Annotated in this window: 18 protein-coding genes; 2 read left to right on the top strand and 16 right to left on the bottom strand. The window is 37.8% G+C overall.

What is annotated here, in order from left to right; translation table 11 throughout:
- Positions 1–131 precede the first annotated feature (131 nt).
- The gene (locus tag HQQ94_RS06630) at positions 132–467 is read left to right on the top strand and encodes a DUF1971 domain-containing protein (RefSeq protein ID WP_173293675.1); all 336 of its coding nucleotides are present in this window, start codon (positions 132–134) and stop codon (positions 465–467) included.
- Positions 468–684: 217 nt separating this feature from the next.
- Here the strand turns inward: HQQ94_RS06630 and HQQ94_RS06625 are convergent, their stop codons facing one another.
- Together HQQ94_RS06625 and HQQ94_RS06620 are read right to left on the bottom strand one after the other, a co-directional pair.
- The gene (locus HQQ94_RS06625; RefSeq protein WP_173293674.1) at positions 685–957 is read right to left on the bottom strand and encodes a DNA polymerase III subunit epsilon; all 273 of its coding nucleotides are present in this window, start codon (positions 955–957) and stop codon (positions 685–687) included.
- Positions 958–1,611: 654 nt separating this feature from the next.
- Entirely contained in the window at positions 1,612–2,652 is a 1,041-nt protein-coding gene (locus tag HQQ94_RS06620; protein ID WP_173293673.1) for an IS110 family transposase, read from the bottom strand.
- A 321-nt stretch (positions 2,653–2,973) separates the two neighbouring features.
- On the opposite strand from HQQ94_RS06620, the gene HQQ94_RS06615 reads away from it, so the two are divergent.
- A complete protein-coding gene (locus tag HQQ94_RS06615; protein WP_173293672.1) occupies positions 2,974–6,015 on the top strand; it encodes a TIM-barrel domain-containing protein in 3,042 nt (1,013 codons plus the stop codon).
- 161 nt (positions 6,016–6,176) lie between these two features.
- Here the strand turns inward: HQQ94_RS06615 and HQQ94_RS06610 are convergent, their stop codons facing one another.
- From HQQ94_RS06610 to HQQ94_RS06545, 14 genes are all read right to left on the bottom strand, one after another.
- Entirely contained in the window at positions 6,177–6,494 is a 318-nt protein-coding gene (locus HQQ94_RS06610; RefSeq protein ID WP_173293671.1) for a hypothetical protein, read from the bottom strand.
- 213 nt (positions 6,495–6,707) lie between these two features.
- Positions 6,708–7,475: a type IV pilus twitching motility protein PilT gene (locus HQQ94_RS06605; RefSeq protein ID WP_173293670.1), complete on the bottom strand. Its 768-nt coding sequence runs from the start codon at positions 7,473–7,475 to the stop codon at positions 6,708–6,710.
- A gap of 513 nt (positions 7,476–7,988) precedes the next feature.
- Positions 7,989–8,663 carry a winged helix-turn-helix domain-containing protein gene (locus HQQ94_RS06600; RefSeq protein WP_173293669.1) on the bottom strand — a complete coding sequence of 225 codons (675 nt, stop codon included), beginning with the start codon at positions 8,661–8,663 and terminating at the stop codon, positions 7,989–7,991.
- A 677-nt stretch (positions 8,664–9,340) separates the two neighbouring features.
- The gene (locus HQQ94_RS06595) at positions 9,341–9,868 is read right to left on the bottom strand and encodes a hypothetical protein (RefSeq protein WP_173293668.1); all 528 of its coding nucleotides are present in this window, start codon (positions 9,866–9,868) and stop codon (positions 9,341–9,343) included.
- 44 nt (positions 9,869–9,912) lie between these two features.
- On the bottom strand, positions 9,913–10,203 hold the full coding sequence (locus HQQ94_RS23060) for a prepilin peptidase (RefSeq protein ID WP_375335715.1): 291 nt from the start codon (positions 10,201–10,203) through the stop codon (positions 9,913–9,915).
- 32 nt (positions 10,204–10,235) lie between these two features.
- Entirely contained in the window at positions 10,236–11,258 is a 1,023-nt protein-coding gene (locus HQQ94_RS06585; protein WP_173293666.1) for a type II secretion system F family protein, read from the bottom strand.
- Positions 11,236–12,789, bottom strand: coding sequence for an ATPase, T2SS/T4P/T4SS family (locus HQQ94_RS06580; protein ID WP_173293665.1), 1,554 nt, complete (start codon positions 12,787–12,789; stop codon positions 11,236–11,238). The genes HQQ94_RS06585 and HQQ94_RS06580 overlap by 23 nt, the downstream gene beginning before the upstream one ends.
- Before the next feature lie 4 nt (positions 12,790–12,793).
- A complete protein-coding gene (locus tag HQQ94_RS06575; RefSeq protein WP_173293664.1) occupies positions 12,794–13,279 on the bottom strand; it encodes a hypothetical protein in 486 nt (161 codons plus the stop codon).
- A complete protein-coding gene (locus HQQ94_RS06570; protein WP_173293663.1) occupies positions 13,280–14,083 on the bottom strand; it encodes a hypothetical protein in 804 nt (267 codons plus the stop codon). It abuts the gene before it with no gap.
- A 6-nt stretch (positions 14,084–14,089) separates the two neighbouring features.
- A complete protein-coding gene (locus HQQ94_RS06565) occupies positions 14,090–14,452 on the bottom strand; it encodes a hypothetical protein (RefSeq protein WP_173293662.1) in 363 nt (120 codons plus the stop codon).
- 128 nt (positions 14,453–14,580) lie between these two features.
- A complete protein-coding gene (locus tag HQQ94_RS06560; RefSeq protein WP_173293661.1) occupies positions 14,581–15,996 on the bottom strand; it encodes a hypothetical protein in 1,416 nt (471 codons plus the stop codon).
- Positions 15,983–16,402: a hypothetical protein gene (locus HQQ94_RS06555; RefSeq protein ID WP_173293660.1), complete on the bottom strand. Its 420-nt coding sequence runs from the start codon at positions 16,400–16,402 to the stop codon at positions 15,983–15,985. The genes HQQ94_RS06560 and HQQ94_RS06555 overlap by 14 nt, the downstream gene beginning before the upstream one ends.
- Complete coding sequence (locus HQQ94_RS06550) at positions 16,402–17,814, bottom strand: prepilin-type N-terminal cleavage/methylation domain-containing protein (protein WP_173293659.1); 1,413 nt, start codon at positions 17,812–17,814, stop codon at positions 16,402–16,404. Before HQQ94_RS06550 ends, HQQ94_RS06555 begins: the two co-directional genes overlap by 1 nt.
- Positions 17,815–17,891: 77 nt before the next feature.
- The gene (locus HQQ94_RS06545) at positions 17,892–18,566 is read right to left on the bottom strand and encodes a prepilin-type N-terminal cleavage/methylation domain-containing protein (RefSeq protein ID WP_302051838.1); all 675 of its coding nucleotides are present in this window, start codon (positions 18,564–18,566) and stop codon (positions 17,892–17,894) included.
- Positions 18,567–18,598 lie beyond the last annotated feature (32 nt).

Raw genomic sequence — 18,598 nt, 5'->3', positions numbered from 1 at the left:
GATTGACGAATGATTAACTGAAACCTGTTAGTGATAAGCTGACATTTTAGTAAAACATCGATAATGGTCATGGTTTACAATTGAATTTAAGGTTATCTTTAACGTCTTATTTTCAATGAATTGGCGATAATATGTCTACAATACCCAATGATTTCGTTCATTATAAATCCACTGCTGTTTTTACCCAAACAAATGTCCCTAAGATGTTTCTGCACTTGCATAATACTAAAGCTGGCGTATACGGTAAAATTCATGTCTTAACGGGTCAGTTGAAATTTTACGGTTTCACAGACAGACGTGGAGAGATAGAGCAGGAGATCATGATTGAATCAGGTTGCAGTGCTATTTCTCCACCTCAGTACTGGCATAAAGTTGAATACTTAACCTTAGACACCACATTTCGTGTGGATTTTTATGCTCAAAAAGGCTCGCAAATTGTTATTGAAAATCAATCAGAACGAAACTAATTGATACTAACTATCGATACTAACTATGGCCAGTCATTGTTAATCAATGAGAACCCTAACTTACGGCAAAATATCAAAATTTAGCTATTAGCCACAATGCCTAAAGAAATCCTTCAAAGGAGCGAAGGATTTCCAACGAGGATCCTTGTCACTTTAAGCGGTATTTGGCATCAATAAAAAATATGCCCGTTATTCTTTACTATTGTTGCACTGCTGTTTACTGCTCGGTAAATGCCGCTTGAACCTTTTCTAATTCTTGCTCTTCTTTGAGCTTAAGCGCTTGTTGCTCTTTAACATTCACTTCTTCCAAAAGCGCTGCTTGTCTTTCTTTAAGGCTGTATTTCTCTGATTTAGTCAGAAACTTAAAGGCTTTCTTATTGGCAAGTGCGTACGCAACAACATCTTCCCCCTTTACCCTACGCTCATCCACGCGCTGTGAAAAACGTTCGTTATCTCGGGCTTTACGCTCTTCAGCATTTAATTTGCTCATATTTTGTATCCTCATTCATTAATCACGGTACGGTTTCGACTAGGCTCAGTCAAACAAATGAGATATGTTGCACATTCATAAAGCTGATACGGCAATTTTAGCATAACATCCGCTTAAAGCCCCATGATATCTAGCTTTGGTCAGGTTTTAAACATGATGGTGGACATGAATGAAACTGAGATGCTTATCAAAAACTGATTAAATTAACAGTCATCATAGTCAGCGGCTAATTGTTAATGACTTAAATTAACACATATATGGACGCTCCCGGTTAGTCAAGGTAATACTCATCTAACCAAGGTATTTTTGACCTTAGTTTCTTTGTTAACTATTACCTCTCGTTACGTGTTTATTGACTGACTCTTTTCGCTTTAAGCGATAGTGCTGACATATATACGGGCTTAACACGTTCTCTTTTTAGAGAAAATGCGCCCCTGATGAATTCCGTACCTACACACCCAAAAATAAAATACACCCAGTCGGGTTATTTACCCTTGTCTCTAACGGGTTTATGCAGGATGAACTGAGTCTTTTGTCATCAATTTAACCACTTCTCTAAGAGGTGACTATCAAGTGCTCACTACACCCAGTCGGGCTCAGTATCGGCTCTTGTCTTGAACGAGCTTTGCTTGATAGTCGATACCATTAACATTATCAGACGCATGATATTATCTCTGCCGTTTGGCCGCTTTGTGCTTGATAACGTGTTTGTTTTTTTAATAATATCCACATCAGCCTTGCCAGTTTATGTGCTGTCGCTACCGTGGCCTTATTAAAACCTATTCGCGCTTTTAATTGAGTTACCCATTGGTTGAGTGCGTCATCTTTTTTGTGTGCATGACTAACAACGGTTCTCGCCCCATGGATGAGTTGTTTTCTTAAATAGCTGTCACCACGCTTAGTAATACCATAAAGCTGGCTTTTATTTCCTGAGGCATATTGCCTCGGTGTTAGCCCAAGCCAGACAGCGAGTTCTTTAGGGGTATTAAAAGCCTGGCCTTTGTCGATACAAGCTTCAAAAGCGGAGGCTATTACATGACCAATACCCGGTATACTGAGCAGTATCTGTCCTGTTTCGGTTTGCTCTACTTTCTGTTTTATCAACTTATTGAGGTCTTTGAGTTGCTTAGTTATTTGCAAGTATTCATCATAAACTTGGTTGAGGAGATATCTGAGTAAAGGTCTCTGCTCACTGTCATTGATGATATCCCAGATGTTTTGTTCAAAAGCGGTAAAACCTTGTGGGAAAACAAAGCCAAAATCAACCAATAATCCTCGAATTTGATTGGTGCAAGCAATGCGCTGCTTGATTAACCGGTCTCTTATTCTATGCATCATCAAGACCTCTTGCTGAGCCTCTGACTTAATTGGCACAAAACGAATATTAGGTCTTGAACTTGCTTCAAAGATAGCTAATGCATCGTTACTGTCATTTTTATTGCCGCGAACAAATGGGGTAACATGTTGAGCGGGTATCAACTTAACGTTATGGCCAAATTGTAAACCGACACGCCCCCAATAGTGTGATGAATAACAGGCCTCCATAACCACAGTGCAAGCAGGCGTGTTGCATAACAGCTCTTTAAGCTGATTTCTGTTCAGCCGTTTGTTATAGACTTTCTTAGCATCTGCAGTCATTCCAAGTACTTGGAATACATTCTTTGCAAGATCGATAGCAATAGTGGTAACTTTCATAGTGGACGCTCCTTAATGTAACTGAATGGTCAACATCAGTTTGGCGCATTGACGCCGAATTAGGGGGCGTCCATCTCATCACCCATGCTTGAAAAACCTTTTTTAAAATTAGCTTCCAGCTTAATCAATATCCCATTTTTATTTATCTTTATTTCGATATTCATCAATGAAAATAAACACTATAAAAATAAAGACTAGAACTACGCCATTTAACCTATTTATTACCTGAGCACTTCCTGATTTTTTATGGTTAATATAACCTAATGCATAAATACTTGCGCTGACATACAAGTTAAGACATTAGGTTACTCAAGGATTAAGATGGCAAATAGATTAAAATCAGTTAAAAAACGCCTACTAGTCACCATGGCTATTATACTATTGTCACCGCTGGCTCAAGCAAATGTTTTTCGAACAAAATACTTTCATGACTCTGAAACACAATATTTAATTGTTGAAGTTCTAGCTGACGATCTTATTCATTTTGAAATTTCAGCCACAGGTACAGGGCCCGATATTACATTGCCCTTACCCACCTCCCCTATGGTGGATAAGACAGATTATCCGGGTGCAAGTAAGCTAATTCAGCAAGGCAAGACCTTAGAAACGGCTGAAATAAAATTAGAAGTGGATACGAGCACATTATGTGTAAAATCATGGGATAAAAAAAATAAAAATGCGTTTTTAACTCAAATATGCCCTACCGATCTTACGTTAGATTGGAAAGGACTGACACTTGATCCGGGTCAAATAAAACATGTCTATGGATTAGGCCAGCAATTTAAACGTTTGGGATCGGCAGATGGCGACTGGTTAAGTCATGGTTCCCGCGAAGCGCAACCCTCAGGACAAAGTCAAGCTCATGGCAATGGATTTATGCCTTTTGGTCAGGCGGGCATGGTTGGCAATGTGCAGTTCCCCATCATGTATGCGCTTGGAGATAATAATCTCCAATATGCCTTGTTTATCGATAATGTGTATAAACACCAATGGGATTTTACTCAGGCCAACTGGCAAGTTAACATGTGGGGAGATAAGTTACGTTATTACATCATGACTGGAAAAAATCTTATCGACCTCAGAGAAGATTACATGGCATTAACTGGCCACCCACCAGTACCCGCTAAAAAATCTTTTGGTCTTTGGGTGTCAGAATTCGGTTATAAAAACTGGCATGATATTGATGATCTTAAAGACAGCCTACGTACAGATAACTTCCCTTTAGATGGCTTTGTGCTTGATCTCTTCTGGTTTGGTGGCATTGAAGCTAATAGTGCCAACAGTGCAATGGGCAAGCTAGATTGGGATATCAGCAATACCGATGACAATGATTATTATTTTCCAAGCCCTGAAATAAAGATCGCAGACTTGAGCCGAGATCATATTGGTCTCGTGGCCATTGAGGAATCTTATGTCAACCTCAATACCGATACCTTTTCAGCCATGCAAAACGAGGGCAATCTTTTTGCTTATGGCCGCACTGCAGGAAAGTGTGATCCTGATTTATACACACCGATCCATTTATCTGACTGGTTTGGTCATGGAGCAATGATAGATTGGACCAATCCCGCAGCATCTCAATGGATCCATGATAATCGACGCTATCCTAATTTGACAAAAAAAGGGATCTTCACTCATTGGACAGATCTGGGTGAGCCTGAAAAATATGACGCCGATGCCTGTTATCACGGCATAGAAACAGACGCTAAGGGCAAAAAAAACACCCATGGAGATATTCATAACCTGTATGCTTTTATGTGGGTGAAGTCTATTTATGATGGGTACTATGACAAGCGAGCTGAAGAAGATCACCGATCTTTTGTCCTGAGTCGCTCGGGCACATCTGGGATCCAACGATTTGGTACCGCGATCTGGTCTGGTGATATCGGAGCTAATTTAGCATTATTAGCGACTCACTCTAATGCACAATTACACATGTCATTTTCAGGCATCGATTATTATGGCGCAGACGTAGGAGGCTTTCGGCGAGAAGCCATGCCCTACAATGCTGAACATTCTGGTCACCGTCAGTATGAAGATGAAATGTACACCCAATGGTTTGCCAATGCTGCCTGGTTCGATATTCCCATTCGCCCCCATACAGATAATGCTTTTCAAACTAGCCAACGTTATGAAACATCGCCTAATTTAGTAGGAAGTAAATCCTCAAACTTGGCTAATATCCGCCAACGTTATGCGCTGATCCCTTATTATTATTCTTTGGCTCATCGAGCACATTTATTCGCAGAGCCGGTGATCCCACCGTTAGTTTATTATTATCAGAACGATCGTAATGTGCGTAATTTAGGTCACCAAAAGTTGATCGGTGAAAAACTCTTGGTGGGAATTGTGGCCAGCCACGGTGAGTATGAGCGCGATATTTATTTACCTGCTGCACGCTGGATAAATTATCACACTAATGAGTGGGTCGACAGTAAGGGAGAATGGGTAAAAAATGTGCCTGTTTATCAAAATGGCCTGTTCACTCTGCCTGTTTATGCCAAAGCTGGAGGGATTTTTCCGCAGATGCATGTGGATACTGCGACTAAGGATGCCTTTGGCAATCGAAAAGTAGGTGCTGCAGCACATGATGAATTGATCGTGAAAGTCTATGCAGATATTGAGCCTAGTCACTTTACCTTATACGAAGATGACGGTGAAACCTTAGCTTATGACTCTACTAGCAACCCCGTCTATTCAGTTCGCACATCGGTAATTTCTCAGAAGATTAATGCTAACAGTGCCACTGTTACTGTCGCGGCAGCGCAGGGGACTTATGCTGGCGCGCTAAATAAACGACAGAATTTAATCAAGCTTGTGGTTGATCGTAAACAAGCCATTGCAGTTAAGATGAATGGGGTTCCCTTAGTTAAAAAAACAAATATCAGTGATTTTGAGTCGTCAAGCTCTGGGTGGTTTAATGCAGAAAATAATCTTATTTTAGCGAAATCAGACAAGCTAAACGTCACTGAAGCTAAGAAGTTTACATTTACACTCAGCGCGGTTAACCCTGTCACCTCTGCGAATTTCATTTGTGATAATGCTTGGGTAACAACAGATGAAGCCATTTATGTGACCGGAAACACCTCCTCTTTAGGCAATTGGGATCCTGCTCAAGGCATGCAATTGAATGCCAGTATCTATTGGCAATATATCCGCTCTCCTCCATTGGGACATCATGGCCCTGGACCTTCAAATCCGGTGTGGACCGGCCTAATATCCGGGCTGGCAGCAACCACTAAAATTGAATGGAAATGTGTAAAAAGACGTCACGATGGTGGCTGGACATGGCAAGCTGGAAGTAATAATACACTGATCACACCAGACTCCGATTACGCCGGACATACCTATGGCAAGTTTTAACTTAATGGCCTGTAGTACGGTTAAAATGAATTTAAGATGCTCGTTTTAAAAAAAGTAACGAATGACTTATTACTTTTATAACCTGAGGCCTCAAGCACCTGACTCGTGCAGCATTAAGGGGAGCGAGATAGTAAGATCTCGCTCCATCTAACAAGCTACCGCTATTCGGCTAGAGTGAATTTAGTCACCTCTAAATATTCACATTGTCTATCACCTCCCGTAAAGACATTTGTTAACCTCTTCCCTACGTCCTTTTGATAAATCTTAACACCTGAATTGAGGTTACAAAGATGATCATTTGGATTACCTGCAAGATCGTCATCCCAAATATTGCCTGAAAGAGTAATATAGTTCTCTTTTGACTCGCTACCAATAAGCGCGCCTGTAACAACATTTATCGTTAATGTTTCGACAGTATCGTTTTTACTTCTCTCCCACACTTTGTGAGTCTCATCTGACTGATTTAAATATACATTCATCTCGCCATATACATCTTGACCACCATTTGGGACGGTTGGGATAAGCTGCAAGAAAGAGTGACTGGATAACAGATAGCCAAACAAATGTTAGAGTCAGGCCAATCCTTATGAGATCTGATCAAGAGACAGGCCAAAGGGCACCAATAATCTTATTTCTAGAAGCGTTCATGTTAAATTATCGGTTCTATTATAAACGGATCTAAAAATTCGCGTTCAATTATAACAAGGACATAGGACACCATTATTTATTAATCTCTTAATATGATCTTTTCTGGTAATCATTCCTAAAGAATTATCCAATTGTATGATTGAAGGTATTTGCAATGATTTATTCGTTCTAATTAAGTTAGAAACTGCATTGTTATTTATAATTATTTCTTGAATTGGAATAATATTTCCATCTTTATCTAACGTTAATTCTTGTGATATTATAGATGTGAGCGTTTCAGATAAAATGTCTCTCACTAAAGGTTGCTCATCTCCAGAGAAAAAATTAATGATTCTATCAATTGTTTTTAAGGAAGAATATGTATGTATGGTCGCAATCACTAAGTGTCCGGTTTCTGCCGCTAATAATGATGCTCTTAATGTTTCTCTATTTCTTATTTCCCCCACCACAATAACATCAACATCTTCCCTAAGAGCGGAATAAATAGCATCTTCAAATGAAGCGACATGGGTGCCAACTTCCCTTTGATTGATGATTGACTTATCCCTTTTAAACACGGTTTCTATTGGTTCTTCAATAGTCAAAATATGGAGGTTTTTTCTTTTATTTATATAATCAACCATCGACGAAAGAGTTGTTGACTTGCCACTATTTGTGCTTCCAGCTAATAAAATCAATCCTTTTTTATGATCGGCTATTTTTTTTAAAACATCACCATTATCATAAAACTCTAAATCGATAATATTTTGATTTAAAACTCTAATGACTAGACCTAATCCAAAGTTATGCCTGTAAAAGTTAACTCTCAACATAGTATTTTCATTAAATCTGTAAGCATAATTAATATCTTTCTTAAAATTAAAGTCTATCTCCTGACAAGTTTCACTTATAAACTTAATAATATAATCATCATTTACCGTAAAGTCTGAAATTTCTAAAATTGAACCTTTTTGTCGAACATATATTTTTTTCTTTAGTAGATAAATGAATGTCAGAATATTTATTCTCTATGCTTAATAATATTATTTTATTTATATCTTTCATTTTATATTTCTCAGCCTTATTTTTTAAAGATATTTATAGTTTTTTTATGTAATAACAACTACCCTGACATAGGGGGCAGAGCAAGATCACGAGTGAATTTTCTTTATTAATTATGTTCAATATACAAGCTTAATTCAGAACTGATTGTATTGGTTTGATTGCTTATTGCACTACACAAGTTCTAAAATCATTCAGTTCTGGTTCGAAAAACGTTCATGCTCTCACCCTGGGTGGGAAGATAACGTTTCCCAATGATGATGAACAGGTAATAATGATAGAAATCACAGTGAATGTACTAACTTTTTTATCGATTGATTCATTAGGCCCAATATTTCACAGATCCCACTAAAAATAGACTTAAGATCATTATTAACCAATTCTGAACCAATTAAATAATTACTATCACCATCAACTATATCCAATCTTATTCCTTTATTTGAAATAGCACTCCCCATCACTTTAAACGTAGATTGCTTACCCACTTTAATCTCTTTACCATAATCAATTAAAGAAGCGGGATATACATTAAACTCATTTTTTTCTACAAGTAATTTGATTAATGAATATTGTAATTCTAACGAATTTTCACAAGAAAAAGGATAGATCAACACACCAGAATCACATTCTGGAGACTCTCTTTTTGATACCATTTCAGCTGAACGTAGTAAGTAACCTTTAGCATATACCGATTTTATAAATTCCTTACCATTGTCAAAAAGACACTTTCTCAAACTATAAACACAGCGGGTAAGGGACTCATCACTGACATCTAAATGTCCCCATGATTCCTCAATTAATACCTGTTTACTTATCAATCTACCGGAATGTTTAATCAGGGATTGTAAGACTTTATTTTCCTGATTAGGTAAATAATATTTATCATTATTGTCACACTTAATCAGAATACCATCATGGTGGTAATAGTAATTCTCAAGCAAAAGCAATTTGTTATTCATAATTAAAGTTCACAGTTATTATTATTATGTTTGGTATTAATTTATTAAAAACTTAACACGTGATTAGATATCAATTAAAACAATTAAAATCGTCAACCACTCTTAATCACCAGGAATTACAAATGATATCATCCAACATTTAAAAAAAATAAAAAAAATATCATTTAAACATTATCAATATATAAGTTGAGATACTTAAAAAGCCATAACTCATGATAATTCATGATAATTCATGATAATTAACTACAGCACCCACACTTTTAATACAATCTAACATCAAATAAATTAAAACAATTAAAACAATTAAAACAATTAAAACACCTTATTTTCCACATGATATTGTAAGATTAAAAAACTATTTGTAACGTATTACATCGTCAATGCCTAGATATCTCATGTGCCGCAGTGAAAACTCTCCCACCCTCCCAATAAAGAAGGGGTTTATATAAAATTCAACCATGAAATTCAAAAATCGCACACTAAAAGACAAAGATGGCTGAGCTTAAGATGAAGTAATTTATAATGCCTCCTGTATACCCAAAGTTTATTGAAGAGGTTACTGGTGTAGCATACCTATCTCACATAACTTTATAACATTGAATATGAATAGCAGACTCCTATAGAGACTCAAGGCTTACTACCAGAAAAAATTATAAGCATCATGAGTAATAAATAAATCAAATTCTTTCAAACCTAAGCAACTGAAAACGACAGTCACTGTGATCATCATAAATCAGACTACTATTACTATCTGTAAGAGTGTTATTAAGGTCACTCTCAGTTATATGATAGCTAGAACTAAATTTACAGATCACATCAGGGTTTCCAGTCAGACCACCATCTTGATCTCGTAAATCAGCTTCAAGCGTAAAATACGGTTCTTTAGCATCAGACATCACGATGGCACTATTAGGCTCCACCACTAAATCATCTTGCCCGCTATTAGTATAATCATCTTCATTATAACTCCATATAGTGAGATCAAGATCTTTATTATTCATTTTACGAATAGTAATATTTCCAAACCATTCAAATCCATCATCACCACCATCTTTACCATCAGTGTATAATTTAAATTTAATATAAAATGACTTACTCACACCGGCTAAATAAGATGAAGAGTGTATGACATTCCCCTCATCGGCTTGACTCATAGAAGAAAGTAGCAATAGAGTAGTTCCCAATATAGATAAAAACTTAAGCATGGATTAATTCCTTGATATTAAATTAATTTAAATTATCTCATGTTTTATATCGTAAAATATGATGACTTTATAATGAACTGAAAGCATACATAGAGTGATATAATAAAAATACATAGTTCAGCAATAAAATACTTTACAGAAATAGACTTGTTACAATGTTGACACGAACCTTCTGATAACATAAACCCAAAAACAGGAATAAGGAAAAGTGCACCTATTTTACTGTTACAATGTTCACAGTGAGATGCTTTAAACAACATATCAACTAAACTAAAACCAGACTTAATTCTATAAAAACAAAGTTGTAAAAAACTAATAATACAGCTACAAGCCATGGCAATAATCAGCGACATTAACACTGCGAGCATTACCGTGCATCCGCGATTGAACCACTCAACATAAAGGTTGAGCCAAATATCGCTAATACGACACAGGCAAAGATTAGTAGTGACAATAGATTCAACACAGCAGATAATTTTTCAATACTTTTTATGGTGGACTCGTTAGATTTATTCGATATTTGCGTTAACATTTCCACGAACCCATTGAGTGTACTGTAGATAGTGATAACAAAGATGTCCTCTTTGGAAAAAAATCCCGTATCTAGTGCTTCTTTATAGGATAGGCCTATTGATAGGTTCCGGTACATTAGATCATAATGATATTTTACCCAACCTGTCGACATTTCAGCCTTTTTTTCAATCGCATCCGCAATAGGTACACCTGACTTGATCAAGATGGAGATATCCATCAAAAACTGGGACGACTGTAGTTTCTTATAGGTTTTAAAAGGCTGAAGTTTATCGAGCACGTTATTTCTAAAATTACCCGTTAATGAAGACATGGACTTCGAAATAACAACAAACAAAACCAAAAATACAACAGATAAAATAATCAAGCCTGATTTCATCAACCATAATCCCGAGCTATACATCACATAGGACAGATCAGGCCATTTATCTAATGGGATAACGGCTTCAAAGGCTGGGAATACTTTTACGCTATACATGATAACAACTAATATACAGGCAAAGATTAATATGGCAGGGACCGTTAGCGCATTGGCTAATTTCGCGTATATTTGTTTTTTAACCTGCACTGAGCTAATCACAGCTTCCAAGCCTTCAACGAGGTCGCCAGCCAACTCAGATGAAGCTAACACCGATTGCTCACCATCCGGAATAATACCTGAGAACGCATTTGAAATAGATGAAGATCCTTGTAATCGCTTTAAAATTAGATTAACTTTTTTTAAAAATGACGCCTTATATACCCCACTGCCTTCTTTCTCTATAAGACTTAATGACTCAAATAAAGGCAAGCCATCTTTCATTAAGTCAGCTAACATTTGGTAGAGTTGTATACGGTCACTGGTTGGTAATTTTCTCATGCATCTCTCTCATAATAGTTTCATCTATGGCACCGTAAAAATCGATAAACCATTGGTAGTCGACCAGCCCTTCCATCACCAGAATAAATATTTTTTCTTTCATCAGGTAACCTTGATTGAGTTTCCCCTGATCCTTATGTTTATCGCGCCAATATGTATAGACTCTTGTTGGATTACCCGCCGTGATTTCCTGTAAAATATTCAGATCCGGCACCAGCATTTCAAACACCGGCCTTCTGCCAGAGGTGCCCGAATACTTACATTTTTCACAGCCTGATTCATTCTTGGTGAAAAGTTGATTTTCAAAGCAATCCGTCGTGCAATAGATTTTACAATGTTCACATAGTGTCGGGATCAACGTTTGGGTGATGATCCCCGCAATAAATCCGGGAGAAGCCAAGCGATCTTTTTTTACCCCTAAGCTTTCTAGTCGCTGAATCGCGGTAGTTACTGAGCCCGCATGCACTGTAGTCACCGCATAGTGGCCACTTTCAATCGCCCCTGTTAATGCTGTGGCCGTTTGACCATCACGGGTTTCACCTATCATCAACACATCAGGATCTCGCCTCATGGCCGATTTAAGTGCCGGTAAAAAAGGATTCACATCCGCTTTAAGCCGAACTACCGAGCTTTGTATTGCCCCCATGATCCGATACTCCACCGGATCTTCTACCGTCACAAAACACGCATTGCGGCCGTATTTTTTGTTATACATCCACTCAAGTACATTTTTGATTGTGGTTGATTTACCGGAGCCTGTGACACCTGTGATTAACAAGAGGCCATGGGGTGACTGCATCATCAACTGTAAATCCTGTTGCTCATCAGCACTGAGCTGCAGTATTTCTAACGGGTTTTTGCTTTCAACCACATCAAATATTTCGCCAGCTTCCGCCTTGATGATCCTCAATACCGCATGATAGCACCCGCCCAAACTGCCAAATATTGGCATATGCGCGTATCTGAATCGATAGGATCCAGAAGGTAATTCCCGCAATATATTGGCATCCTGAGGGATATTCCTATTCCATGTAGACTCCTTAGTCGTAGCCAAAATATTGTAAGAGACAAACATCATCTCATCACAACTCTCCGAGGATATGGTTTTTAATCGTGTCAGCAAACCATTAACCCTGAGAGATATCACAGCCACTTGATCATTCCTAACAAAATGAATATCACTGGCACCAGCCATGATGGCATTTTCAAACAAGGCATCAATAGAATCGGCCAAATCTGTACTTTGTCTTGACGTATTATCCGAGTTCGAATCCAGAGCGGTAAATACTTTATAAAAATCAGTATTAGAAATAATGGCGACGGCAGCAAACTTGGGTAAAGCGCCAAATTCATTCTTAAAATTATCCAATATCAAATAATCAAAGATAGCTTGTTTTCCGCCGCTATCATCAACCAAGAAGTAATTTTCTTCGCTAATTAACCAGCAGATCATTAACCCTTTTTTACCCGGTACAATATGACTCCTCTCAAGACAGATATCACCGAATTGTGCAGTAATTATGTTTTCCATCGGGCTAATACCTAAACGTATACTGTTGTCCGTTGTAGCTAAAAACAACATCATCAGCATTAATTAACACATTGGAACCTTTAAATGTTTCGCCGGGTGCACGATTATACTTGCGACCATAAAAGCTAAATACCGCCATTTTTTGGCTATTTTGTAAAGACGTCACGGATAAGAGCCTAATGCCATTTTGATTAAAGGGGCCATCCGCCGGATCATCGACTTTAGCCCTCCCCACACTATGGTATTTATCGATTTCTTTTTTAATTTCGATATTACTTAACAATGCTTCATTTAACGATTTATCCAGCTTTTCTTTGGCAAGCTTAAGCTCTAATAGATTAATTTCATCCATTAAGTTTGCCGTCTCTAATACATCTCCTGCAATTTGTTGATTCCCCTCTTTCTTATTATCAACATCACTGGCCTCAGTGACGGCAAAAACGTTAACAGAGGCTAACAAGGTTAATACACACAATAATTTAACTTTCATCTAATTCGCCTTACAATAAATTGTTCCAGTCACGCTGTAACCTAGGTTCTTTTCACCATAACGTTTACGCATTGCTGATATCCCGACATTTTTTCGGTTTGAGATATACCGAGATAAATAACTTATTTTCATCCGGTCAAATCCCTGTGCATTCCAATTAATACCATAGATATCGAGATAGCTAGCCCCTGCTTTCACTAGCAAGTTTTTATTCTTTACTAACACAGCTGGTTGCTGAAAAGTAAATGTCGATGCGTTAGCGCCTCCTTGATTGCCCACTGAAAAGTCGGCAATATCAGTAAACTTTCTCATGTCAGATAAAGAGTCAGTACAAAGAGGCAAGCTTTCATAGGCGGTACTATCAAACACTCGCTCTACTTTTACAAGATTAATACCCTTTATCATCAAGTTGTCACCCGACATCAGGATATTTAAATCTTGATACCCCATGGCGACATTCGGTATACCAACATAATGCTTGTTATCGGTATTTAATGTATATTCACAAGCTAGAGATTGACATGTAAACTCTACTGGCTGCCAACCAAGTAAATTGAGATTCGAGAATTCACTTTCTACTTTTTTATAATCTGATAGCGAAAATGACAACTTTTTTTCAACACTGTTCATTAATGTTAAATAGTCTTTTTTAGCCGCGCTAATCTTTCTCAGTTCCTGCTGATGTGCTTCTTCTTTTTTCTTTTTTTCTTTATAAACATAGGTGCCAACTCCCCCCCCCATCACCACCGCAGATGCTGCGGCGACCAATAAATACAACTTGGCTTTACTTAATACGATATCCATAATGATCTATAAAAAAAAGTAGGCTAATGATGCTAATGTCGACGAGGTAAATATACCTAGTATTATTTTTATTACTGTGCTCATTTTAATCATAATCTCTTTATTTTTGACCAGTTTTAAGTCTTCTTTACCCAGTACAATCGTTTGAGTATCTTCGATAGCAAAGAATCGTTTGAGTTGCTTAACGATATGCTCACTGCACACTCGGTCTGAAAAAGGGTATATCATGTCATGTTTATAAAAAATACTGTATTGGTTACCATCTTTATAATCGACATAATAATGACCCTCCTGAGTAATATACTCTTTATCAATAAGAAATTTTGCTAATGGAATATTTTTAGATTCATCTTTCCTTTGCAATTTCATATTAATACATAAGTTTATTTTCCCCGACTCATCACTATTAAATATAAGTTTGTATATACCTTTATTCTTCTCAAGAAAATTTAATTTTTCCGGGTGGCTACAATACCATATTGAATCCGTGATGATTTTCATTTCTTGGTATCGACCTTAACGATAAGCGCAGTAACACTGCCTGAATCAGAATCACTCATCGACTTGCCCATTAGTCCAGTAAAGTCACCTCGAGTAGTTTGCTCTTCTGTAAATATGGCAGCCACGGTTTCTTGGCCTTCTTCTACAATAAGATTATTTATATTCTCATTGCGTGATACATCGGGTAATTGCACCGAATCCCCTTCATCACCAAAGGGTACCAATTGATTCAATCTTTTTCTTGAATATCCCATGGTGATATTCACTCGACCATCAGTTAACACTTCAGGAACAATCATAAACGACATGCCGGTTTCTAATGTATCGGTTTCGATTGTCTCAGCCGCCTCAACATTGTCGCTACCCGGCTCCCGAGTAATCGTGCTCACATAGCCTATTTCATCTATTGAATTAACTGGCACAGGTTTACCGTTCAAACTAATCGCAACGCCTTCATTCATGATTTTAGCGCCACTTTTTACTAACTGTGCCGTTAACGAGCCACCTATCTTGTCTGTACTGCCATCTACCGCATAACCAAGTAATATAGAGCCCACATCCTGGCCACCATATCCGCCTGCTGCCGACGCGCCGATTTGGAATGATGAACCATCACCGCCTTGAATATCCGCGCCAATGGCCTTCATTGAGTCTTGACTAATCGTCACTATTTTATAGGAAATCTTAACCTCAGTAGAAGCCAACTTGTTATATTTATTAACAAAAAGTGCAACACGATCTAACTCATTTTTAGAGCCAGTTGTCGAGATTTGCGAAAACTCTCTAAAAATAGAATAGTTAAAAGCGCCGCTGGTCTTTTCCATCGAATCCAGATAATCTTCCACCTCTTTCCATAAATCGACGGTACCGCCAATGGCTATTGAACCTGAAAAACCATTTCCTCCCCCCTCAACAACCTGTGAGCCAAACGCATAATTAGATTCATTTTTAAGATATCGTGAATTATAAAGTTTATATATTTTTGTTTTATGGTTTCTTTTGACAATTTTACTTTTATCCACATCAATAAACACATCATAAGCATCGGCCAAATATTTAAGGTAGTCATCCACTGAACCTTCAAACATGATCTTTATTTTGGGATCGGTATTATTCCCTTTGTCAAAATAAGATACATGCATTTTATTCGCCAGATCAGCAAGCACCTCATTAAGCGATACCGGAGTAAAATAGGTTGTTTTTATATTTAATGCCCAATAACTGTTCGGATACAAACTATTATCTTGTATGTCCAAGTAATTAGAGTCTGAAACTTTAAAAGATGAAAACTGTGCTTCCATTTCACCTTTTCTAGCTTTAATTTCATCGGTTTCTCGTGTCAAGGACGACATGTCGGCACAGGCTGATAATAGGCCAGTGATAACAACAAATAATAACTTACTTACTTTCATTTTCTACCACCAATATATTATTTTTGTAAATAGTGGCTTTAATTAGCTTACCATTTTCACGTACATCATTAATAAATTGTTTAAGCACATCCATAGGATCCGTGGCTACATAGCTCACGCGATAGCCAGAAATAAAATCTTCGGTGTCCCATTTTATTTGATAATCAAACTGTGTAACAAAGTCAGTCAAAATAGATTCAACACTACTGCCTTTTTCAATGACAAGACTTATTTTGTTACTGGTATCGTCCATTGCTATATTCGTTTCGTCGTTAGTTTCTATATTACTCTCGCCGTTAATCTCTATATTCGTATCATCATTCACTGCTAAATCATCATTTGCCAAAACAACCGTCGGCAATAAGCTTAAACTCAGCACGCTTATTAATATTAACTTTATTTTCATTATGTTTTTTCCGCTTCACACCAACGTAATGCCACTATTTGTAATGACTCTGGGTTTGTTCCTTCATAACCTGTTGCATCATTTGCTGAGCCGACATTGCCTGTCACCTCCCAATAACTTGTTTTATCCTCCCATCGAAACAATATCCCCGACACCATTTCAGCTTCATTATTAACATCAGAGACGCTGTTATCACCATAATTAGTGTCATCCACTTCAGGAAAGTCACCCACACCGCTGTTAGAAAACGAGCTGCCGACCACAGATAAATACGGCAATAACTCATCTCCTTGAATTGTCGGACACACAGGCTTTGCTATATCAATAGGGGCATTACCTGACTGAAACGCCTCTACCACAACTTCGACTGGGGTGCGATAAACCTTATCCGTCGATTCTTGATCCGCTGTTTGATAGAGTAAGTTGCCTTCTGTTTTTATAAACCTTGACGGATCATTGTTACCATCGGCGCCATTATCACTAGTAACATCAGATGCAATGGCCGACTGACAAATTAAATCATCCCCGCTGCTGCCAGTGCTGACATTCCAGCACAGCGAGCGACTTGCTTGCATCGCTATCATGCCATCGCTTCTTAACGCTTGGGTGCCACTCAAGTCAAAAACAATGGCAAGCCCCATATCTCCAGTTATTGTAATTGAAGTGTCACCTAACAGGGCTTCGTGGGTATTAATCCCTGTGTCATAACTCGTCACCGCCCCACTGAAATCTGCAATATGAATATCCGCATACGCACTGCTGTTCATGTCATCGATTTGTGACACTTGCTCACTCACCGCTTCGGCGAGATCATAAATATCCTTAAGACCCTTTTGCCCATGAAGACCATCAATAAATATAGTAATAACGGTGGGTTTAACATCACTGATATTTGAATTATCAAGATGATTTATTGAGAAATACGATTGCTCTACGCCATCGACTTTTATACCTTTAACCCTGTAGCTGTGACCTAAGATAAATTCGTCTTCAAGCCCCGCAGTACAACCAACTCGCTCATTTTCAACCCCATTACTAACAGCACAACTATCCCTATTGGTATTGAAATAAGCACCATTAAAAAAATTAGCGACCTTTTGATTACCTGGCGTTTGTGCATCAAGATAAATATATTCAACTCCTGTCGATATACTATTTTTTAATCCCTCAATGGTGTCATTGGTTTCCCAAGTTTCAATGTCATTAATATCTGAATTTTTTCGTCTTACCAAGGGGTCAAACATCACCTCTGTTGTCAATTGATAGATTTTAGCGACTTTGGCTGCTGCTAGTGTTTGTGATTTATGCACTAATTGGCTGCTTTGCAACTGTGAAACATACAGCATTATCACTCCAACAATTGAAACAGCGATCAAGACTTCTAATAGCGCAATACCATTTTGTTTCTTCATAGACAAATATCCAAATACAAAGATGGTTGAGAAAGCGTTTAACTATTTCTAGTTAAACGCTGCTCTTTATTTATAACTTAGTAAGATCCGAATAAGATAGCATTGCTGCCATTAGTACATAATAAATCATAGGTTAAAGGATTATCCATATCTAAAGTACTACCAGTAGGAGCACCACCACCAGGAGGAGTAACAGGACCACTCATATAACCTTGGAGTGTCTTAACAACTGTAACGCTAGGAGCAACATTAAAGCTTGTTGTCGCTGTTGTGGAGCCACCAGCTGCGATTTCTAAATAGGTAGCATCTTGAAACATAGATCCCGTGACAAGTTTTCTGCACAGCGAGTCACTTAATCCATCTATCGTTAGTACAAAGGCATCGTTATTAGCCGTGGCACCAGCACCATCTTTCTTCGTTGGGAAAAAATCATAATATGCACCTGTAACTGGATTTCGTACTGAATCAATTGATATCGCAGAAGTATCGATTAATGTATCTAACGTCTCATCACTACTACCTGATAGATAATACCCACCGGATCGTCTGTACGCATCTTTTAAAGAAACGGAAAGATCGACAACTGAATCATTAATATCATTAACATTTTGCTCTTCAAACGTACGAGAGGCCAAGGTAGCCACGCCCGCTGCAATAATGCCTAAGATGCCAATGGCGATTAAGATTTCGAGTAAGGCCAATCCCCGCGCTTTCTTGTAACCGCGAAAGTTTTTACCTGTTTTACACTGCATTTTAAAGTTTCTCTTAAGTTAGATAATTTATC

It is taken from the genome of Shewanella sp. VB17 (assembly GCF_013248905.1).
GTDB lineage: Bacteria > Pseudomonadota > Gammaproteobacteria > Enterobacterales > Shewanellaceae > Shewanella.
This window is presented reverse-complemented; position numbering and strand designations above follow the sequence as displayed.